Origin of the sequence: Micromonospora sp. MP36, assembly GCF_008119785.1 — a bacterium.
Classification (GTDB): domain Bacteria; phylum Actinomycetota; class Actinomycetes; order Mycobacteriales; family Micromonosporaceae; genus Micromonospora.
Genome location: NZ_VSFA01000011.1, coordinates 17,910 through 38,033, shown reverse-complemented (window position 1 = coordinate 38,033; position 20,124 = coordinate 17,910). Strand labels below are relative to the sequence as shown.

Below are 20,124 nucleotides of genomic sequence, written 5' to 3'. Positions count from 1 at the left end.
TCCCCCACCCGCCCATCATCGCGGCTCGACCCGCCCGCCCGTGGCGCAACCGCCCGGTCGGCGTGTCGGGGTCGGGAAGAGGGAGGGCCCCAGCCGTCGGCCGGGGCCCTACACGGCTGCGCTCAGCTGACCGCGGCGAGGAACTCGCTGTAGAACAGGCCCAGCGCGATGGCCACGCCGATGCCGGCGATGATCCAGAACCGGACCACGATGTTGACCTCGCTCCAGCCGGCCAACTCGAAGTGGTGCTGCAGCGGCGACATCCGGAACACCCGCTTGCCGGTGGTCCGGAACGAGATGATCTGGATCACCACGGACATCGTGATGATCACGAAGAGCGCGCCGACGATCGGCAGCAGCAGGATGGTCCGGGTGGACATCGCCATGCCGGCGATCAGACCGCCCAGGCCGAGCGCCCCGGTGTCGCCCATGAAGATCCGGGCCGGCGAGGTGTTCCACCACAGGAAGCCCACACAGGCGCCGGCCGCCGCCCCGGCGATCAGGGCGATCTCCAGCGGGTCCCGGACGGTGTAGCAGTACGCCTCGGTGTAGTTCGGGTCGGCGCACCAGTGCCGGTACTGCCAGAACGCGATCAGCCCGTACGCGGCGAGCACCATCACCGAGGCGCCGGTGGCCAGGCCGTCGAGGCCGTCGGTGAGGTTCACGCCGTTGGTCGCGGCCATCACCACCAGGACGATCACGATCACCGAGGCGACCTTGCCGATCTCCAGCGCCGGGATGTCCCGGATGAAGCTCAGCGTGGTGCTGCCCACCGTCTCGGCGTTGGTCCGCTTGCCGGTGACGTCGTACATGGTGCTCGGGAAGTAGAGCGCGACCACGCCGAAGATCGCCCCGACCAGGATCTGGCCGGCCAACTTGCCCCGCTTGTTGAGGCCGCCGCTGTGCCGCTTGCGCACCTTCAGAAAGTCGTCAATGAAGCCGACCGCGCCGGAGAACACCATCAGCCCCAGCAGCACCAGCGCGGTGATGGTCGGCTCGACCTGGGCGATCTGGGCGTCCGGCAGGGTGGTCAGGGCCAGGTGGCCGGCGACGTACGCGATCACCGTGGCCAGGATGAAGACCACGCCGCCCATCGTCGGCGTGCCCTTCTTGCCCTGGTGCATGGCCGGGCCCTCGGCCCGGATCGGCTGGCCGGCCTTGAGCCGGGTGAACACCTTGATCGCGATCGGGGTGCCGAAGAGCGAAATGATGAAGGCGACCCCGATGGCGACGATCACCGCCCTCATGAAGCAGCCCCCTCGGTGGCGTCCGCGCGCAGCGCGTCGGCCACCTCCCAGGTGCGGTACCGGGAGCCCTTCACCATGACCACGTCACCCGGACGTAGCTCGCTCCGCAGCACCTCGACGGCCGCCGCCTGATCGGTGAGCAGCACCGACTCTCCTCCCCAGTTGCCTACCGCTGTCGCGCCCTCGTGGATCGGCGCCGCCGGCTCGCCCACCACGAGCAGCCGATCGACGCCCAGCTCGGCCGCCAGCCGGCCGACCTGCTGATGTCCCTCCCGTTCGAAGTCGCCCAACTCGGCCATGTAGCCGAGCACGGCGAGGGTACGCCCTTCCCCCCGCATGCTCGCCAGCGCCCGGAGCGCGACGCCCATCGAGGCCGGGTTGGCGTTGTACGAGTCGTCGATCACCGTGACCCCGTCGGGACGCTCGAAGACGTCCATCCGGCGGGTGGAGACCAGGCCCAGTTCCCCCAGGGCGGCGGCCAGCTCGGCCAGCGGCATCCCCAGCTCGCGGGCGACCGCCGCGGCGGCCAGCGAGTTGGAGACCTGGTGCCGGCCGGTCAGCCCCAGCCGCACCGGCACGCTCCCCTCCGGGGTCACCAGCGTGTACGACGGCCGTCCCCGCCCGTCCAGCGTCACGTCCACCGCCCGCACGTCGGCCCGCTCCGACTCGCCGTACCGGACCACCCGCGCCCCGGTACGCGACGCCATCGCGTCGACCAGCGGGTCGTCGGCGTTCAGCACGGCCAGCCCGTCGGCGGGCAGCGCCTCGACCAGCTCCCCCTTGGCCAGAGCGATGGTCTCCACCGAGCCGAACTCGCCGATGTGCGCGACCCCGACGTTGAGCACCACCGAGATGCGGGGCGGCACCACCTCGCACAGGTAGCGCACGTGCCCCACCCCGCGGGCACCCTTCTCCATGACCAGATATCGGGTCTCCGGGCCAGCCTGCAACGCGGTGTACGGGTGCCCCAGCTCGTTGTTGAACGAGCCGGGCGGCGCCACGGTCGGGCCGAGCCGCACGGCGAGCTGGGCGATCAGGTCCTTGGTGGTGGTCTTGCCAGAGGAGCCGGTCAGCCCGATCACGGTCAGCTCGGGCAGCCGGTCGACCACCGCGCGGGCCAGCCGCCCCATCGCGTCGAGCGCGTCGGCGACCAGCACCATCGGCACGCCGGGCACCTCGCGGGTGCCGAGCACGCCCACCGCGCCGGAGTCGACCGCGGCCGCCGCGTAGTCGTGCCCGTCCACCTTCTCGCCGGGGAAGGCGACGAAGAGCCCGCCGGGGCCGATCTTGCGGGAGTCGAACTCCACCGTGCCGGTGACCCGGGCGTCCGGGTCGGCGGCCACCAGCCGGCCGTCGACGGCCGCGGCGACCTCGGCCAGGGTCAGCGGGATCATGGCCGCCCCACCCGGTCACCGAAGCGGACGCGCAGCGCCTCCGCCAGCTCCACCCGATCGTCGAACGGCAGCACCTCGCCGTTGATCTCCTGGCCGCGTTCCTGGCCCTTGCCGAGCAGGGCCACGATGTCACCCGGTTCGGCCAACCGGACCGCCTCCTCGATCGCGGCCCGCCGGCCGGGCGCCTCGATGATCCGCGCGCCGGTGTTCGCCGCGTACGCCCCGGCGAGCACCTCGGCCCGGATCGCGGCCGGCTCCTCGGTGCGCGGGTTGTCGTCGGTCACCAGCACCACGTCGGCTCCGGTCGCCGCGACCGCCCCCATCACCGGCCGCTTGCCCCGGTCCCGGTCGCCGCCGGCACCCAGGACGCAGATCAGCCGGCCGGTGGTCAGGTCCCGCAGGGCGGTCAGCACCGCCTCGATGGCGTTGGCCTTGTGCGCGTAGTCGACCACCCCGAGCACCGGGGCGTCGCCGCTGACCAGCTCCAGCCGCCCGGGCACCCCGCCGCAGGCGGCCACCCCGCGGGCCGCGGTGGCCGGGTCGACGCCGGCGGCCACCAGGATGGCGATGGCGAGCAGGGCGTTGGCCACGTTGTGCCGCCCGGGCAGTGACACGCCGGTCGGCAGGGTCAGCCCGTCCGGGCCGTGCACGGTGAAGCGCTGGGCGTACCCCTCGCCGTCGACGCCGTCGGCCCACCAGGTGGCGGTCGGGTCGCCGGCCGCCGAGTAGGTCACGGTCGCCGGCTTGACCAACGGGCGCAGCGCCGGGTCGTCGTGGTTGAGCACCTCCACCTGGCAGCGCCCGTCGAAGAGCTTCGCCTTGGCGGCGAAGTAGTCCGCCTCGTCGGCGTGGAAGTCCAGGTGGTCGGAGCCGAAGTTGGTGTAGCCGCCGACGGTGAACCGGACCCCGCCGACCCGCCCCATGGCCAGGGCGTGGCTGGACACCTCCATGACCACCGCGTCGACCCCCCGCTCCCGGGCCACGGCGAGCATGGCGTGCAGGTCGGTCGCCTCCGGGGTGGTCCGGACGCTGTCGATCACCAGGTCGCCGAGCCGGGTCTCCACCGTGCCGATCAGGCCGGTGGTGTGCCCGGCGGCGCGCAGCCCGGACTCGATCAGGTAGCTGGTGGAGGTCTTGCCGGCGGTGCCGGTCACCCCGATCACGGTCAGCCCGGCGGTCGGATCGCCGTAGACCGTGGCGGCGACCTCGCCGAGCGCCGCCCGGGGATCGTCCACCACCAGCGTGGGCAGGCCCGCGCCGGCGGCCAGCTCGACGCCGGCCGGGTCGGTCAGCACGGCCACCGCGCCGGCCTCGGCCGCGGCGGCGGCGAACTCCCCGCCGTGCCGGCGGGCGCCGGGCAGGGCCGCGTACAGGTCGCCGGGGCGGACCTCCTGGCTGGCGTGGGTCACCCCGGTGACGGCCACGTCGGCGGCCGGCTCGGGCGCCAGAGCGGCCACCCGGGCGGCGAGGTCGCCGAGCCGGACGGGATTCACGGTACGGGGACGTGGATTGCCGGGCACGGCGTCAGACCCTACCCGGTCGTCCGGTCCCGACCGCACAGCCGCCCCGGTGGTTCGTCGCCACCCACCGATGATGTCTGCCGGTGCCCGCTCAGCGTGGAAAGACCTCGAACTTGGGGGACTTGTTGGTCAGCGAGGGCGGCACCCGGTAGTGCCGGAGAGTGAAGCCCATCATCTCCCGGAAGGCCGGCGCGGCCACCGCGCCACCCTCCCCGCCCGGGCTCCAGACGAAGACCGCCACCACATACTGCGGCTTCTCGGCGGGGGCCATCCCGATGAACGAGCCGACCTCGCCGGGCTGCTGCTTGCCGTCGACGTAGCGCAGGCCGGTGCCGGTCTTGCCGGCCACCCGGTAGCCGGGGACGGCGGCGGCCAGGCCGGTGGCCCGCCCGTCGGGGCCGTCGACCGTGGTGACCGCCTCCAGCATGGTGCGCAGGTCGGCGGCGTTGCGTGGGCTGAGCACCGGGCGGGTGATCGGTTTCGGCCCCGGCGTCCGCTTCCCGTCCGGGCCGATCACCTCCTTGACCAGGTGCGGCTGGACGTAGGTCCCGTCGTTGGCGATCGCGGCGTACGCGGCGGCCATCTGCAACGGGGTGGCGTCCACGCTGTGCCCGATCGGCACCGACCCGTACGCCGACCCGCTCCACTGGTCGGCGGGGAGCAGCCGCCCGGACGCCTCCCCCGGCAGCCCCTCGCCGGTGGCCCGGCCCAGCCCGAAGCGCTTCTGGTAGTCGATGAGCCGGTCCTTGCCCAGCTTGTCGGCGATCTCGATCGTCCCGACATTGGACGAGAACGCCAACATCCCGGGGATGCTCATCCGCCGCCCGTTCGCCGGGTGGGTGTCCCGGTAGGTGACGCCGCCCCTGGTGATCGCGTTGGCCACCGGGAACGCGGTGTCCGGCGCGATCACGCCCTCCTGGAGGGCGGCACCGTAGGTGATCGCCTTGTGGATCGAACCCGGGTCGACCACGAAGCTGGTGGCGACGTCCTCCCGGTCCGCCGGGGAGTTGACCTTCGTCGGGTCGGCCGCGTTGTAGCCGGGGTAGCTCGCCTGGGCCAGCACCTCGCCGGTGCGGACGTCGATGATCACCGCCGCGCCGACGCTGCCCCGCGTCTGGGCCATCTGGGTGGACAGGATCCGCTGGGCCTGGAACTGCAGGTCCCGGTCGATGGTGAGGGTCAGCGAACCGCCGGGCTCGGCCGGGGTGGTCTGGCTGTAGCCGCCCGGGATGGGCGCGGCCAGGTCGCCCTGCCCCACCTCGTACGTCTTCTTGCCGGGCTGGCCCTCCAGGAGGTCGTCGTACTTGGCCTCCAGTCCCTCCAGCCCGACCATGTCCTGGCTGACGAAGCCGATCAGGTTGGCGGCCAGGTCGCCGCCGGGCACCTCGCGCCGCTCGTCCCGGTGCACGCCGATGCCGGCCAGGTCCAGCGCCATGATCTGCTTGGCCTTGTCGATCTTGACCCCGCGGGCCAGGTACTCGAACTGGGACTTGGTGGTGGTGCCGGGGAGGATGCGCTCCTTCATCTTCTCGGCCAGTTCGGAGGCCGACACCCCGAGCAGCGGGGAGAGCAGCTTCGCGGTGGCCACCGGGTCCTTGACCTTGGTCGGGTCCGCGTAGACGTAGCGCGCCTCGATGCTGTGCGCCAGCGGCGCGCCGGTCCGGTCGTAGATGGCCCCGCGCGGGGCCGGCAGCTCGACCACGGCGAGCCGGTTGGCGAGCCCGCCGTCGGCGTACGCCGGGGTGTCCACGGTCTGCAGGAAGACCAGCCGGACGCCGATGGTGGCGAAGAGCGCGAGGGCGAGCAGCGTGCCGAGCCGCAGCCGGCGGCGCGGGTCGGCCAGCTTCGGCGGCCGGCGCGGCTTGCGGGCCGGCCGGCGGGCGGTGGCCGGCCGGGCCGGGCGGCGCGGGGTCGTCCGGCGGCGCCGCGGCGCCGGTAGCTCGTCGTCGTCGAAGGGCTCCCGGACCGGACGGGCGGACACGGTCCGCACCACGCCGGCCCGGCCGCCCGCGGCGGTCGGCCGGCGGCCGGCACGGGTCGCCCCGGTGCGGCCGCCGTCGAGCACCTGCAGCGCCGGCCGGAACGGGTCACCGGAGCGGCTGCTGCGCGGGGTACGCCGCTGCTCGGCGCCCCCGCCGGCGCGGGCGGCGCCGCCGCCCTCCCGGATGGTCCGCCCCCGGGGCGTGTACGCCCGGGCGTCGGAGATCCCGCCGACGCCCGGCTCCCCGGAGCGGGGGTCGGCGCCCCGGCCGCCCCGGGACGAGCCGCGCCGGGAGCCTGTGGCGTCCCGGCGCGGTTCCTCCGATCTCGGCGACACTGCTCAGCCCCCGTTGCCCTGCTGGCTGGTGATGGCGGGCGCGCCCTGCGCCGGGTGCGGCACGCCGATCATCTTCCCGTCGGGCAGCCGGATGTACGCCGGGTCGCCGGACTCGACCAGGCCGAGCTTGCGCGCGTTGGCGGTGAGGTTGCCGGGAGCCTCCTGGTCGGCGATCTCCTTCTCCAGCTGCTCCTGGTTGACGTCGAGCTTGGCCTGCTCCTGCTGGAGCTTCTCCAGCTTGAACGCGTTCTCGTTGATCTTGGTGTTGACCGCCAGGATGCCCAGCACGCCACCGACCACCAGCACCAGGATCAGCCCGACGAACGGCGCCCGCGGCACGGACACCGGCGGCGGCGGGGCGACCCGCAGCCGCGGCGACGCCGCACCGGTGTTCCGGGTCCGCTCGGCCGGCCGCAGCGCGGCGGCGCCGTCGGTGGGGAACTCGCGCGTCCCCCGGGCGCGGGTCGCCTCCCGGCGGTCGCGCCGGTCGGCCTCCGCCGTCGCGGTCCGCGTGGTGCGCTGCGCCGCGATCCGGCCCCCCGACCGCGGTGCGCGCTGCCCGACGGCGTCCCGGCCGTCGCGCGTGTTGACGTTCATGTCCCCTCCCCCTCTTCGTCCGTCCCGTTCCCGTCCCTCGGGGTCGACCGCGGGTCCGTTGCGGACCCTGGTGACCCCGTCCCCGGTTGGTGCATCGCCTTCACCCGGCGGCGGTACCGTTCGCGGTCGGTACGCCCCTGCCGGGCCGCCTCCGGGTCGAGCCGCTCCGCTGCCCGCAGCCGCACCGAGGCGGCGCGCGGGTTCGCGGCGACCTCCGCCTCCCCGGGGAGCTCGGCGCCCCGGCTGAGCAGCCGGAACGTCGGGCCCGATCCGGGCAGTTCGACCGGGAGGTCGATCGGGCCCTTGCTGCGGACCCGGTCGGCGAGCGCCTGCTTGGTGAGCCGGTCCTCCAGCGAGTGGTAGGACAGGACCACCATGCGGCCGCCCACGGCGAGCTTGTCGAGCGCGGCCGGCAGCGCCGATTCCAGCGCTGCCAGTTCTCGGTTTACCTCGATGCGTAAAGCCTGAAACGTTCTCTTTGCCGGGTGTCCCCCGGTTCGTCGGGCTGGTGCCGGAATGCTCTCCCGGACCAGTTCGGCCAGTCGCGCCGAAGAGGTGATCGGGGCGCGCTCGCGCTCCCGGATGATCGCCGAGGCGATCTTCCCGGCGAACTTCTCCTCGCCGTACACCCGCAGCACCCGGGCCAGCTCCGGATGGGCGTAGGTGTTGACCACCTCCTCGGCGGTCATCCCCCGGGTCTGGTCCATCCGCATGTCCAGCGGCGCGTCCTGCGCGTACGCGAACCCGCGGTCGGGCGCGTCGAGTTGCAGGGACGAGACGCCGAGATCGAACAGGACCCCGTCGATCGCCGGGTAGCCGAGCCGGTCGAGCACCTCGGGCAGCTCGTCGTAGACGGCGTGTTCGAGGTGGATCCGGTCGGCGAACCGGGCCAGCCGGACCCGCGCGTGGGCGAGGGCCTCGGTGTCCCGGTCCAGGCCGATCAGCACCGTGTTCGGGTGCGCCGCCAGCACCGCCTCGGCGTGCCCGGCCAACCCCAGCGTGGCGTCGACGTGCACGGTGCGGCCGGTCCGCCCGAGCGCGGGGGCCAGCAACTCGAGACACCGCTCGAGCAGCACCGGCACGTGCGTGCCGCGTAGCTCCCCCATGTCGACCCCCACTGGTTGAAACCTTCCGTCCGTCTCGCGTCCGTCGTCGCCACGACGCCTCGTCATACCGCCAGATCCCCATCCGCTCTCGCCCGCCGGAGGCCGTGGTCCCCCGGTACGGATCGTGCGCCTGGCACCGGGGAAGGGGTGCCAGGAACTCGAAAGCGGCTGGAGATCTCGCAGTACGTCGGGCGCCGTCACGCCCTACAGACCGCCGGGCAGCACCCCCTCCTCGATGTCGGCGAAGTCGTCTTCGCTCTCCGCGAGGTAGGCCTCCCAGGCCGCCTTGTCCCAGATCTCCACCCGGGTGCTCGCGCCGATCACGACCAGATCCCGGTCGAGGGCCGCGTACGAGCGCAGATGCCCGGGGATGGTGACCCGTCCCTGCTTGTCCGGCACCTCGTCGTGCGCGCTGGCGAAGAAGACCCGGCTGTAGGCCCGGGCCGTCTTGCTGGTCATCGGCTGCGCGCGCAACTGATCGGCGATCCGCTGGAACTCGGGCATCGGGAAGACGTAGAGGCAGCGCTCCTGCCCTTTGGTGATCACGACACCCCCCGCCAGCTCATCCCGGAACTTCGCCGGCAGGATCAACCGGCCTTTGTCGTCCAGGCGCGGGGTGTGGGTGCCGAGGAACATCGGCCCAACCCCCTCGCCCTGAGCGGCGTTCGCGGCGCCGCTGACCCCCCGGGCCGGTGTGGCCCTCCCGGCCTCACCATCGCGCCCCACTCTACTCCACTTCCCTCCACCTGCAACCAGAATCGCCCGCGTGGCGCGTCGCGCCCACGCGCAAAAGAGCACGTCAAACGGGGTGGGGCAGAGTGGAGGGCGGGAGCGGCCCCGGGCGCGGGTCCGCTACCCGACATTGATCGACTCCATCCGGCCGAGCGTCCGCTGGCCGTCCGCCGGACGTCCCCGGCCGAACGGATCGCGGTCGGCGGCGATCTGGCGGGCCCCGGGGTCCGGTAACCTCGCTCGGGTGACGGACGCGAAGATGCCCCTGCGGGCGAAGGTGGCCAGCTCCGTGTCGCGGACCGCCGCGGCACTGTCGCGGGCCGCGGGTCGCGGCGACGGCTCGGTGATCGGCGGCTGGATCGGCCTCAAGATCGACCCTGACCTGCTCGCGCACCTGTCGGCGGGTCGCGCCATCGCGCTCGTGTCCGGCACCAACGGCAAGACCACCACCACCCGGCTCACCACCGCCGCCGTCGGCGTGCTCGGCCGGGTCGCCACCAACTCCTTCGGCGCGAACATGCCCACCGGCCACACCTCGGCGCTGGCCAAGGCCGGCAGCACCCCGTACGCGGTGCTCGAGGTCGACGAGCACTACCTCGCCCAGGTGCTGGAGGCCACCGAGCCGCACGTGGTGGCCCTGCTGAACCTCTCCCGCGACCAGCTCGACCGGGCCAAGGAGGTCGCCATGATGGCGCAGCTCTGGCGCGCCGCGCTGGTCCGGCACCCCGACGTCCGGGTGGTCGCCAACGCCGACGACCCGATGGTGGTCTGGGCCGCCACCCCGCCGGCCGACCCGGCCCAGGGCCACATCCCGCCCAAGGTCACCTGGTTCAGCGCCGGCCAGCGCTGGCACGACGACTCGTGGGTCTGCCCCGAGTGCGGCGCCACCATCCAGCGCTCAGGTGAGCAGTGGTGGTGCACCGGCTGCCCGCTGCGCCGGCCCGAGCCGCAGTGGACCGTCGAGGACGACGGGGTGCTCGACCCCACCGGCGCCTGGCACAAGATCCAGCTCCAGCTCCCCGGCAAGGTCAACCTGGGCAACGCGGCCACCGCCCTGGCGGTCGCCGCCGAGTTCGGCGTACGACCGGTGGACGCGGTCTCCCGGCTCGGCTCGGTCACCTCGGTGGCCGGCCGCTACGCCCAGGTCGACCGGGACGGGCGCAACATCCGGCTGCTGCTGGCGAAGAACCCGGCCAGTTGGCTGGAGGCGTTCGACATGGCCGACGAGGCGCCGACCCTGCTCTCCATCAACGCGCGCGACCCCGACGGGCTGGACACCTCCTGGCTCTTCGACGTCGACTTCGCCCCGCTGCGCGGCCGGCAGGTGCTGATCACCGGCGACCGGGCGTACGACCTCGCCGTCCGGCTCGACGTCAACGGCGTGCCGTTCCAGCACGTGCGCAGCTTCGACGAGGCGGTCCGGTCGGTGCCGCCAGGCCGGCTGGAGGTCATCGCCAACTACACCGCCTTCCAGGACATCCGAGCGGAGCTGGACCGTGTCAACTGAGAGCCTGCGCATCGTCTGGATCTACCCCGACCTGCTCTCCACCTATGGAGACCGGGGCAACGCGCTGATCCTGGCCCGCCGGGCCCAGCTGCGCGGCATGCCGGTCGAGGTGCTGGAGGTGCGCTCCGACCAGAGGCTGCCCGCCACCGCCGACATCTACCTGATCGGCGGCGGCGAGGACGGCCCGCAGGCGCTGGGCGCCCAGCGGCTGATCGCCGACGGCGGCCTGCACCGGGCGGTGGCGCAGGGCTCGGTGGTGTTCGGCGTCTGCGCCGGCTACCAGCTCCTGGGCACCTCCTTCTACGCCAAGGGCGCCCAGTACGCCGGCCTGGAGCTGCTGGACATCGCCTCCGACCGGGGGCCCACCCGGGCGGTCGGCGAGCTGGCCGGCGAGGTCGACGCGCGACTGGGCATCCCGTACCTGACCGGCTTCGAGAACCACGGCGGGCGCACCCATCTGGGTCCCGGGGTGTCGCCGCTGGCCCGGGTGACCGCCGGAATCGGCAACGACGGGATGACCGAGGGCGCCTGGCGGGGCAAGCTGCTCGGCACCTACTCGCACGGCCCGGCCCTGGCCCGCAACCCGGCCCTGGCCGACCTGCTGCTGCGCTGGGCGACCGGCGCCCACCAGCTCCCCGCGCTGGACGACACCTGGGCCGAGCGGCTCCGGTCCGAGCGCCGCGCCGCGGTCGCCGCCGCCCGGGCATGATCCCCGCCGCCCGGCGGCTGCTCCGGCGGCTGTCCGCGCGGTCGGCGCGGTTGCTCCGGCAGCCCTCCACGCGCCGGTTCGGGCTGCTGCTCCTGCTGCTCGCCGGGTTCGGCGTGGCGCTGCTGCTGGTGCCCCGGCCCGCCCCGGCCCAGCTGCCCCGGCTCGCCGACTCCCTCGGCGGGTACGCCCCGGTGGCGGCGGTCCTGGGTGGCGCGCTGCTGCTGGTGGCGCTGGTCCCGCGTACCTTCGTGACGCTCGCCGCGGGCGCGATCTTCGGCCCGGTGGCGGGTGCCGCGTACGCCCTCGGGGCGGCGCTGCTGGGGGCGGCGATCGGCTTCGCGGTCGGCCGCCTGCTCGGCCGGGAGTTCGTGGCCGAGCGGGTCCGGGGCCGGCTGGCCCGGCTGGACGGCTGGTTCGCCCGGCAGAGCGTGCTCGGGGTGATCACCGTCCGGCTGCTGCCGATCGCCGGCTTCGGGCTGGTCAGCTACGGCTACGGCACCACCGGTGCCCGGGTGCTGCCGTTCCTGGCGGGCAGCGTGATCGCCGCCGCCCCGACCGCCGTCGGGTACGCGGTGCTCGGCGCGGCGGTCAGCTCCCCCGGCGCCGTCAACTGGTACGCCGCCGCCCCGTCCGGCCTGGGGCTGATCGCCACCGTGGTGATCGTCCACCGCTGGTGGCGCGCCGAGCGGCGGCGCCGCGTGGCCCCAAGCTGAGCCGGGTCGTGCCCGCTGACCGGCCACGATCCGCACTCGTTCCCGGAAAGAGTGGCCATCCGCAGCGGGATGGCCACGCTTTCCGGGAAGCTGCGCGCCGGGCGGGCGCCCCGGCGCGGGTCAGGCGACGACGGAGACCATCCGGCCCTTGACCACGATGACCTTGCGGGGTTCCTTGCCGGCCAGCGAACCGGCCACCGCCTCCAGCGCGGCCGCCCGGACGTCGTCCTCGGACGCGTCGGCGGGGACCTCGATCCGGCCCCGCACCTTGCCGTTGACCTGCACCGGGTAGGTCACCGTCTCGGCGACCAGCAGCGCCGGGTCGGCGGTCGGGAAGTCCGCGTACGCCAGGGAGGTGTCGTGGCCCAGCCGCTGCCACAGCTCCTCGGCGACGTGCGGGGCGAACGGCGCCAGCATCAGCGCCAGCGGCTCGGCCACCTCGCGAGGCGTGGCGGACAGCCGGGTCAGCCCGTTGGTCAGCTCGATCAGCTTGGCGATCGCGGTGTTGAACCGCATCCCCTCCATGTCGCCGCGGACACCGTCGACGACCCGGTGCAGCAGTCGGCGGGTCTCCTCGTCAGCCGGCGCGTCGGTGACCCGCACCTCGCCGGTCTGCTCGTCCACGATCGCCCGCCAGACCCGCTGCAGGAACCGGTACGAGCCGACCACCGCCCGGGTCTCCCAGGGCCGGGACACCTCCAGCGGGCCCATTGACATCTCGTAGACCCGGAAGGTGTCCGCGCCGTACGCGGCGCACATCTCGTCCGGGGTGACCACGTTCTTCAGCGACTTGCCCATCTTGCCGTACTCGCGCTTGACCTGGACGTCGCCCAGGTAGAAGCCGCCGTCGCGGTCCACCACGTCGGCGGCGGGCACGTACGCGCCGCGGGCGTCGGTGTAGGCGTATGCCTGGATGTAGCCCTGGTTGAACAGCTTCCGGAACGGCTCGAAGCTGGAGACATGGCCCAGGTCGTACAGGACCTTGTGCCAGAACCGGGCGTACAGCAGGTGCAGCACGGCGTGCTCGGCACCGCCGACGTACAGGTCGGTGCCGCCGCAGTCGCCCGCGCCGCGCGGCCCCATCCAGTACCGCTCGTTCTCCGGGTCGACGAAGCGCTCGCCGTCGGTCGGGTCCAGGTAGCGCAGCTCGTACCAGCAGGAGCCGGCCCACTGCGGCATCACGTTGGTCTCCCGGGTGTAGCGCTTCGGCCCGTCACCCAGGTCCAGCTCCACCTCCACCCAGTCCCGGCGCCGGGACAGCGGGGTCTCCGGGTCGCTGTCGGCGTCCTCCGGGTCGTAGGTCCGCGGGGAGAAGTCGTCCACCTCGGGCAGCTCGACCGGCAGCATCGACTCGGGCAGCGCGATCGGCGTGCCGGTCTCGTCGTACACGATCGGGAACGGCTCGCCCCAGTAGCGCTGCCGGCTGAACAGCCAGTCCCGCAGCCGCCAGGTCACCGCGCCGGTGCCGTGTCCGTTCGCCTCCAGCCACTCGATGATCCGGGCCTTGGCGTCGGCCACCCCCAGGCCGTTCAGGTCCAGGCCGCGGTCGGGCGCGGCGCTGTTGATCGCCGGGCCGTCCCCGGTGTACGCCTTGCCGGCGAAGCCCTCCGGCGGCTGCACGGTACGCACGATCGGCAGGTCGAACACCTCGGCGAAGTCCCAGTCCCGCTCGTCCTGGGCGGGCACCGCCATGATCGCGCCGGTGCCGTAGCCGGCCAGCACGTAGTCGGCGATGAAGATCGGGACACGTGCCCCGTTCACCGGGTTGATCGCGTACTCGCCGACGAAGACGCCGGTCTTCTCCCGGGTCTCCGCCTGCCGCTCCACGTCCGTCTTCGCCGCGGCGGCCTTCCGGTACGCCTCGACGGCCGCCCGCGGGCTGGCGTGCCCGCCGGTCCAGGCCTCCTTCGTCCCCTCCGGCCAGGTCGCCGGCACCAGCCCGTCGACCAGCTCGTGCTCGGGTGCCAGCACCAGGTAGGTGGCCCCGAAGACGGTGTCCGGCCGGGTCGTGAACACCCGGATGGACTCCCGGCCGGCGGGGAAGTCGATGTGTGCGCCCTGCGAGCGGCCGATCCAGTTGCGCTGCATCAGCTTGATCGGCTCCGGCCAGTCCAGCTTGTCCAGGTCGTCCAGCAGCCGGTCGCCGTACGCGGTGATCCGCATCATCCACTGCTTCAGGTTCCGCTTGAAGACCGGGAAGTTGCCCCGCTCGGAGCGGCCGTCGGCGGTGACCTCCTCGTTGGCCAGCACGGTGCCCAGCCCCGGGCACCAGTTGACCGGCGCCTCCGAGACGTACGCCAGCCGGTGGTCGTCGACGATCTTCCGCCGCTCGGCCACGGTCAGCTCGGCCCACGACCGGCCGTCCGGGGTGGGCCGGTTGCCCCCCTCGAACTCGGCGATCAGCTCGGCGATCGGGCGGGCCTTGCGCGCCTGCGGGTCGTACCAGGAGTTGAAGATCTGCAGGAAGATCCACTGGGTCCAGCGGTAGAAGTCGGTGTCGATGGTGGCCACCGAGCGCCGCTCGTCGTGGGCCAGCCCCAGCCGGCGCAGCTGCGCCTTGTACCGCTCGATGTTCGCCACGGTGGTGGTCCGCGGGTGGGTGCCGGTCTGCACCGCGTACTGCTCGGCGGGCAGGCCGAACGCGTCGAAGCCCATGGCGTGCAGCACGTTGCGCCCGGCCATCCGCTGGTAGCGGGCGAAGCAGTCGGTGCCGATGTAGCCCAGCGGGTGGCCGACGTGCAGGCCGGCGCCCGACGGGTAGGGGAACATGTCCAGCACGTACAGCTTCTCCGCGCCCGCCCGCGGGTGGTCGGGGTCGGCCAGCGGCCCGGTCGGGTTCGGCGCGTGGAAGGTGCCCTCCCGCTCCCAGGTGTCCTGCCAGCGGTGCTCGATCTCCTCGGCCAGGGCCGCGGTGTACCGGAACGGGGGGATGTCGATCGCCGGTGCGGCTGCCTCACTCATGGCGTCTCCTCGGCGCGGGTCAGATCGGGTGATGGGGAGGTCTGCTGCGGGCACAAAAAAGCCCCTCGCGCAGGAGGGGCCGCCGTGCTGTCGCGCGTCAGCGCATCAGCACGGCCCGGTAAGAAGCAGGAAGACTCCGGCCATGTCCGGCAGTGTACCCCGCCTGCCCAGCGACTATCTCGCCCGCTCCACGGGAGGGGACTCATCCCCCGGTTCGGCGAATATTTGGGGCGTAACCGACCGACCGGCTGCGGGGGTCGGCGACAACGACAAACATGGTTAGCCTGAGAGACCAGTGAGATTTCTGCGGCAGACGTGGCTCGACGTCGCGAACCAAACGGCGGGTCCAGGTGCTCTATTCAGCGCTGCCGTCCAGGCGACGAGGAGGAGGCCCGTGACACAACAGACCTGGGACGAGGTGGGCGGTCTGCTGCCGCACGACGAGTTCCGCGCGGCCAGCGAGGCCATCGTGGCCAACATCGAGCAGGTGATCGAGGGCAAGACCGCCACGGTCCGGCTCGCCCTGGCCGTGCTGCTCGCCGAGGGCCACCTGCTCATCGAGGACGTGCCCGGCGTCGGCAAGACCAAGCTCGCCAAGGCCCTGGCCCGTTCGATCGACTGCTCGGTGCGCCGGATCCAGTTCACCCCCGACCTGCTGCCCAGCGACGTCACCGGGGTCAGCGTCTACAACCAGGAGACGCACGACTTCGAGTTCCGGCCGGGCGCGGTCTTCGCCAACCTGGTGGTGGGTGACGAGATCAACCGGGCCTCGCCGAAGACCCAGTCGGCCCTGCTGGAGTGCATGGAGGAGCGGCAGGTCACCGTCGACGGGGTCACCTACCAGCTGCAGACGCCGTTCATGGTGATCGCGACGCAGAACCCGATCGAGATGGAGGGGACCTACCCGCTGCCCGAGGCGCAGCGCGACCGGTTCACCGCCCGCATCGCGATGGGCTACCCGGACGCCGGCGCCGAGCTGGCCATGCTGGACGGCCACGGAGCCACCGACCCGCTGACCGAGCTGCGCCCGGTCTCCGACGCGGCGACCGTCCGCCAGCTCATCGGCCACGTCCGGCAGGTGCACGTCGCCGACGCGGTCAAGCAGTACGCGATCGACCTGGTCACCGCCACCCGCGAGGCCCCCGACCTGCGGCTCGGCGCGTCCCCGCGGGCCACCCTCCAGCTGCTGCGCACCGCCCGCGCGGTGGCCGCCCTGGAGGGCCGGGACTACGTCCTCCCCGACGACCTGCAGGCCCTCGCGGTGCCGGTGCTGGCGCACCGGATCATCCCGACCGCCGACGCGCAGCTCGCCCGGCGTACCACCGACGCGATCGTCGCCGAGCTGGTGCACCGGCTGCCGCTGCCGCACGACCGCAAGCGCTCCCCGTACGACACCCGCCCCGGTGGCACCGGTCGCGGGCCGTTCGAGCCGCGGAGGCCGTGAGGTGCGCGACGGGCTGCGCGGGCTGACCACCCGCGGCCGCTCGTTCCTGGCGGCCGCGGTCGCCGCCGCGATCTCCGCCGGCATCCTCGGCGAGAAGGACCTGCTCCGGGTGGCCGTCCTGCTCGCCGTCCTGCCGCTGCTCGCGGCGGCGTACGTGGGTCGCAGCCGCTACAAGCTGGCCTGCAGCCGGTCCCTCGAACCGCACCGGGTGCCGGTCGGGGCCAGTTCCCGGGTGGTGCTGCGGCTGCAGAATTTGTCCCGCCTGCCGACCGGCACCCTGCTGCTGGAGGATCGGCTGCCGTACGCGCTGGGCAGCCGGCCCCGGGTGGTGCTGGAGCGGCTCGGCGCGCACCAGGCCAGCTCGGTGGCCTACACCGTGCGGGCCGACGTGCGCGGCCGGTACGAGGTGGGTCCGCTGGTGGTCCGGCTGACCGACCCGTTCGGGCTCTGCGAGCTCAGCCGGGCCTTTCCCAGCATCGACCACCTCACCGTGATCCCGCAGGTCACCCCGCTGCCCCCGGTCCGCCTCCCCGGCGAATACGCCGGCAGCGGCGACAGCCGGGCCCGCTCGGTCGCGGTGCACGGCGAGGACGACGCGGCCACCCGGGAGTACCGGGTCGGCGACGACCTGCGCCGGGTGCACTGGAAGTCGACCGCGCGCACCGGCGAGCTGATGGTGCGCCGGGAGGAGCAGCCCTGGGAGAGCCGCGCCACGGTGGTCCTGGACACCCGCGCCGCCGGCCACCGGGGCGACGGCCCGACGGCGAGCTTCGAGTGGTCCGTCTCCGCCGCCGCCAGCATCGCCGTGCACCTGCGCCAGGCCGGCTACAAGCTGCGCCTGGTCACCGGCTCCGGCGCGGACGTCGGCGCCACCGAGGCGGCCGGTGACGGCCTGCTCCTCGACCATCTCGCCGAGGTACGCCTCGACAAGCGCGGCGAGATCACCACGCTGGTGGAGCAGGTCCGGCAGCGCGCCGACGGCGGGCTGATCATCGCGCTGTTCGGCACGCTGAGCACCGCCGAGGCGGAGCTGCTGGCCGGGCTGCGCGGCAACGGCGCGACCTGCGTCGGTTTCCTGCTCGACAGCACCACCTGGCTCAACCTGCCGGCGAAGGCCCGCAGCGAGGCGGAGCACGCGCACGGCAGCGCCGCGCTCGCCCTGCTGCAGAGCGGGTGGCGGGTGATCGGCGTGGCGCACGGCAACCGGCTGCCCGTGCTCTGGCCGCAGGCGGCCCGCGGCTCCCAGGGCTTCGCGCTGCGGGCGGCGCTGGCCGAGACGGTGGCCGGAGGCGTGCGATGACCGGAAGGGTGGTCTCGTGAGGGAGCGGAGCAAGCGAACCATTTGGCTCAGCACCGGGGCGCGTCGCGCCGCCGGCGAGCGAAGCGAGGCGGTGGCGTGACCGCGCACCGCAACCTCGGCTTCGTCGCCGCCGCGGCGACCCTGCTGGCGGCGGCCCCGCTGTCCGCGATCTTCCAGCACTGGACGTGGCTGGTCGAGGCGGCCATCGTGGTCGCCGTGGTGGCCGGCGCCGCCGCGCTGAGCCGGCTGGCCCGGGCACCCCTGTGGGGCCAGATCATCGCCATGCTCGCCGGTCTCACGCTGGGCCTGACCTGGGTCTTCCCGGGCGGCACCGAGTTGCTGGCGTTCCTGCCCACCCCGGGCACCTTCGCCCACTTCGGCGAGCTGCTGGGTGCCTCGGTGCAGGACATGCGGACGTACAGCGTGAAGGTCGACGACGTCGACTCGCTGCTCTTCCTCGCCGTGCTGGGCATCGGTGCCGTCGCCGTGGTGGTGGACGTGCTGTCCGTCGGGCTGCGCCGGCCGGCGCTGGCCGGGCTGCCCATGCTGGCCATCTACTCGGTGCCGGTGGCGGTCTACGTGGACAACGTCCCCGCCACCCCGTTCGTGGTGGGCGCCTGCGGCTACCTGTGGCTGCTGGTCACCGACAACGTCGACCGGGTACGCCGGTTCGGCCGCCGGTTCACCGGGGAGGGCCGCGACGTCGACGTCTGGGAGGCCTCGCCGCTGGCCGCGGCGGGTCGCCGGCTGGCCGTGGTCGGGGTCGCCCTCGCGGTGGCGCTGCCGCTGGCTGTGCCCGGGATGACCAGCGGGCTGATGAACAGCGTCGGCAACGGCACGGGCGACGGCAACGGGCGGTCGGGCCACGGCGGCGGCCGGGTCGACCTGTTCGCCGCGCTCAGCGGTCAGCTCAACCGGACCGAGGTGACCGAGCTGGTCAAGGTCACCACCAACGAGCCGAACCCGTTCTACCTGCGCTTCGGCGTGGCCGACGAGCTGACCCCGAGCGGCTTCCGGGACCGGGTCCCCGTCGGGAAGGCGGTGAACCAGGACCTGCCCGACCCGTCGGGGCGCGCCGGCCGCAACGTCGAGCGGCAGCGCTACCGGGCCACGGTCGAGGTGACGAAGAACCTCAACATGCCGCTGCTGCCGGTCTACGCCGAGCCGGTGAAGACCGAGGACCTCAGCCGCAGCTGGCGCTACGACCCGAACCTGCAGGTCCTCTTCTCGGACCGGGAGAACTCGCGGGGCAAGCGCTACTCGTTCGACTACGTCCGCTCGACGTACAGCCCGGCCGCGCTGCGCGCGGCGCCGTCCCGGCCGGCCGACGACCAGGTGCTGGGCAAGCAGGTCTTCACGCCGCAGGTGCCGGCGGTCCGCAAGCTGGTCGATCGGCTGATTAAGGGCAAGCAGACCGACTACGACAAGGTCCGGGCGATCTACGACTACTTCTCGGTGGAGAACGGGTTCACCTACTCGCTCTCGACCAAGGGCGGCACCAGCGGGGACGACATCACCGACTTCCTGTCCACCAAGGCGGGCTTCTGCCAGCAGTACGCCAGCGCGATGGCCTGGCTGGTCCGGGAAGCCGGCATCCCGGCCCGGGTGGCGTTCGGCTTCACCAACGGCAACAACTCCGGCGGCGGCACGTACGTGCTGACCAACCAGAACCTGCACGCCTGGACGGAGGTCTACTTCGGCGGGATCGGCTGGGTGCCGTTCGACGCCACCCCGGCGGCCAGCGTCCCCGGGTCGGTCCGGTCCGCCTGGGCCCCCGACACGGAGGCCCTCGACGAGCCCACCCCGTCGCCGGGGAGCACCGCCGCCCCGGGCGGGGTCGAGCCCTCGGCCGGCCCGAACAGTCCGGACCGGCTCGACAAGGACGCCGACCAGGGCCTCTCCGTCGGCGCCGGCGGCCCGGCCCGGCAGTCGCCGGTCTGGCCGTGGTGGGCGGCCGGGGCCCTCGCCCTGCTGGCGCTGCTCGCGGTGCCGGCGCTGCGCCGCTCCGCGCTGCGCCGGCGCCGGCGGGTCCGGGTCGCGGCCCCGGTGGCCACCGCGCTGGCCACCATTCCCGGCCCGCGCGGTGAGGTACGCGACATCGTGGTCGGGGTGGACGCCGACCGCGCCCGCGCGGACGCGCACGCCGCCTGGGACGAACTGCTCGACACCCTGGTGGACTTCCAGGTCCGCGTGGACCGGACGGAGACTCCCCGGGCGACCGCCGAGCGGCTGGTCCGGGAGACCCTCGTCGAGGACGCCGGCGCGGTGACCGGCGCCCGGCTGCTCGGCCGGGCGGAGGAGCGGGCCCGCTACGCCCGCGACCCACTGGCCGGCGAGGAGCTGCATCCGGCCCTGCGGTCGGTACGCGGGGCGCTGGCCGCCCGGGCCGACCGGCGTACCCGGATCATGGCGGCCCTGCTGCCGCCGTCGGTGCTGCTGCGCTGGCGGACCACGATGTCGGAGCGTTCCGCCCAACTGGTCACCGTGAGCGGGCAGGTGCGGCAGCGGCTGCTCCGGTGGAGCCCGCGCCGGCTGCTGGCGGGCCGCCCGGCCCGGTGACCGGCACCGCGGCACGAC

General features: G+C 73.6%; 14 protein-coding genes. 6 read left to right on the top strand and 8 right to left on the bottom strand.

The genetic code is table 11. The features are described 5' to 3' along the window. Positions 1 to 122: 122 nt before the first annotated feature. The 7 genes from mraY to mraZ all read right to left on the bottom strand — a co-directional run bounded on the left by mraY (position 123) and on the right by mraZ (position 8,817). Positions 123 to 1,247, bottom strand: coding sequence for a phospho-N-acetylmuramoyl-pentapeptide-transferase (mraY, locus tag FXF52_RS12235; RefSeq protein WP_148796557.1), 1,125 nt, complete (start codon positions 1,245 to 1,247; stop codon positions 123 to 125). Beyond that, the gene (murF, locus tag FXF52_RS12230) at positions 1,244 to 2,641 is read right to left on the bottom strand and encodes a UDP-N-acetylmuramoyl-tripeptide--D-alanyl-D-alanine ligase (RefSeq protein WP_148796555.1); all 1,398 of its coding nucleotides are present in this window, start codon (positions 2,639 to 2,641) and stop codon (positions 1,244 to 1,246) included. Before murF ends, mraY begins: the two co-directional genes overlap by 4 nt. Then, positions 2,638 to 4,200 carry a UDP-N-acetylmuramoyl-L-alanyl-D-glutamate--2,6-diaminopimelate ligase gene (locus tag FXF52_RS12225; RefSeq protein WP_187413463.1) on the bottom strand — a complete coding sequence of 521 codons (1,563 nt, stop codon included), beginning with the start codon at positions 4,198 to 4,200 and terminating at the stop codon, positions 2,638 to 2,640. Before FXF52_RS12225 ends, murF begins: the two co-directional genes overlap by 4 nt. A gap of 52 nt (positions 4,201 to 4,252) precedes the next feature. Then, positions 4,253 to 6,478: a penicillin-binding protein 2 gene (locus tag FXF52_RS12220; RefSeq protein WP_148796550.1), complete on the bottom strand. Its 2,226-nt coding sequence runs from the start codon at positions 6,476 to 6,478 to the stop codon at positions 4,253 to 4,255. A 3-nt stretch (positions 6,479 to 6,481) separates the two neighbouring features. Continuing rightward, entirely contained in the window at positions 6,482 to 7,075 is a 594-nt protein-coding gene (locus tag FXF52_RS12215; protein ID WP_148796548.1) for a hypothetical protein, read from the bottom strand. Then, the gene (gene rsmH / locus FXF52_RS12210; RefSeq protein WP_148796704.1) at positions 7,072 to 8,181 is read right to left on the bottom strand and encodes a 16S rRNA (cytosine(1402)-N(4))-methyltransferase RsmH; all 1,110 of its coding nucleotides are present in this window, start codon (positions 8,179 to 8,181) and stop codon (positions 7,072 to 7,074) included. The genes FXF52_RS12215 and rsmH overlap by 4 nt, the downstream gene beginning before the upstream one ends. A 204-nt stretch (positions 8,182 to 8,385) precedes the next feature. Next, positions 8,386 to 8,817 carry a division/cell wall cluster transcriptional repressor MraZ gene (gene mraZ / locus FXF52_RS12205; RefSeq protein ID WP_148796546.1) on the bottom strand — a complete coding sequence of 144 codons (432 nt, stop codon included), beginning with the start codon at positions 8,815 to 8,817 and terminating at the stop codon, positions 8,386 to 8,388. A 355-nt stretch (positions 8,818 to 9,172) separates the two neighbouring features. On the opposite strand from mraZ, the gene FXF52_RS12200 reads away from it, so the two are divergent. Genes FXF52_RS12200 through FXF52_RS12190 form a run of 3 tightly spaced genes read left to right on the top strand, consistent with a single transcriptional unit; the run spans position 9,173 to position 11,842 of the window. Then, a complete protein-coding gene (locus tag FXF52_RS12200) occupies positions 9,173 to 10,420 on the top strand; it encodes a MurT ligase domain-containing protein (protein ID WP_148796702.1) in 1,248 nt (415 codons plus the stop codon). After that, the gene (locus FXF52_RS12195) at positions 10,410 to 11,129 is read left to right on the top strand and encodes a type 1 glutamine amidotransferase (protein ID WP_148796544.1); all 720 of its coding nucleotides are present in this window, start codon (positions 10,410 to 10,412) and stop codon (positions 11,127 to 11,129) included. The genes FXF52_RS12200 and FXF52_RS12195 overlap by 11 nt, the downstream gene beginning before the upstream one ends. Next, the gene (locus FXF52_RS12190; RefSeq protein ID WP_148796542.1) at positions 11,126 to 11,842 is read left to right on the top strand and encodes a TVP38/TMEM64 family protein; all 717 of its coding nucleotides are present in this window, start codon (positions 11,126 to 11,128) and stop codon (positions 11,840 to 11,842) included. Before FXF52_RS12195 ends, FXF52_RS12190 begins: the two co-directional genes overlap by 4 nt. Before the next feature lie 120 nt (positions 11,843 to 11,962). Here the strand turns inward: FXF52_RS12190 and leuS are convergent, their stop codons facing one another. After that, positions 11,963 to 14,803 carry a leucine--tRNA ligase gene (leuS, locus tag FXF52_RS12185; protein WP_148796540.1) on the bottom strand — a complete coding sequence of 947 codons (2,841 nt, stop codon included), beginning with the start codon at positions 14,801 to 14,803 and terminating at the stop codon, positions 11,963 to 11,965. A gap of 394 nt (positions 14,804 to 15,197) precedes the next feature. On the opposite strand from leuS, the gene FXF52_RS12180 reads away from it, so the two are divergent. The 3 genes from FXF52_RS12180 (at position 15,198) to FXF52_RS12170 (ending at position 20,106) form a co-directional block, all read left to right on the top strand. Beyond that, entirely contained in the window at positions 15,198 to 16,247 is a 1,050-nt protein-coding gene (locus FXF52_RS12180) for a MoxR family ATPase (RefSeq protein ID WP_148796539.1), read from the top strand. Between the two features lies 1 nt (position 16,248). After that, positions 16,249 to 17,547: a DUF58 domain-containing protein gene (locus tag FXF52_RS12175; protein WP_148796537.1), complete on the top strand. Its 1,299-nt coding sequence runs from the start codon at positions 16,249 to 16,251 to the stop codon at positions 17,545 to 17,547. A 96-nt stretch (positions 17,548 to 17,643) separates the two neighbouring features. Further along, entirely contained in the window at positions 17,644 to 20,106 is a 2,463-nt protein-coding gene (locus tag FXF52_RS12170; protein WP_148796535.1) for a DUF3488 and transglutaminase-like domain-containing protein, read from the top strand. Positions 20,107 to 20,124 lie beyond the last annotated feature (18 nt).

Bases quoted from the DNA above. Each gene is read 5' to 3' on its own strand.
- mraY (WP_148796557.1), bottom strand. From the start codon at position 1,247: ATGAGGGCGGTGATCGTCGCCATCGGGGTCGCCTTCATCATTTCGCTC.
- murF (WP_148796555.1), bottom strand. From the start codon at position 2,641: ATGATCCCGCTGACCCTGGCCGAGGTCGCCGCGGCCGTCGACGGCCGG.
- FXF52_RS12215 (WP_148796548.1), bottom strand. From the start codon at position 7,075: ATGAACGTCAACACGCGCGACGGCCGGGACGCCGTCGGGCAGCGCGCA.
- rsmH (WP_148796704.1), bottom strand. From the start codon at position 8,181: ATGGGGGAGCTACGCGGCACGCACGTGCCGGTGCTGCTCGAGCGGTGT.
- mraZ (WP_148796546.1), bottom strand. From the start codon at position 8,817: ATGTTCCTCGGCACCCACACCCCGCGCCTGGACGACAAAGGCCGGTTG.
- FXF52_RS12200 (WP_148796702.1), top strand. From the start codon at position 9,173: ATGCCCCTGCGGGCGAAGGTGGCCAGCTCCGTGTCGCGGACCGCCGCG.
- FXF52_RS12190 (WP_148796542.1), top strand. From the start codon at position 11,126: ATGATCCCCGCCGCCCGGCGGCTGCTCCGGCGGCTGTCCGCGCGGTCG.
- leuS (WP_148796540.1), bottom strand. From the start codon at position 14,803: ATGAGTGAGGCAGCCGCACCGGCGATCGACATCCCCCCGTTCCGGTAC.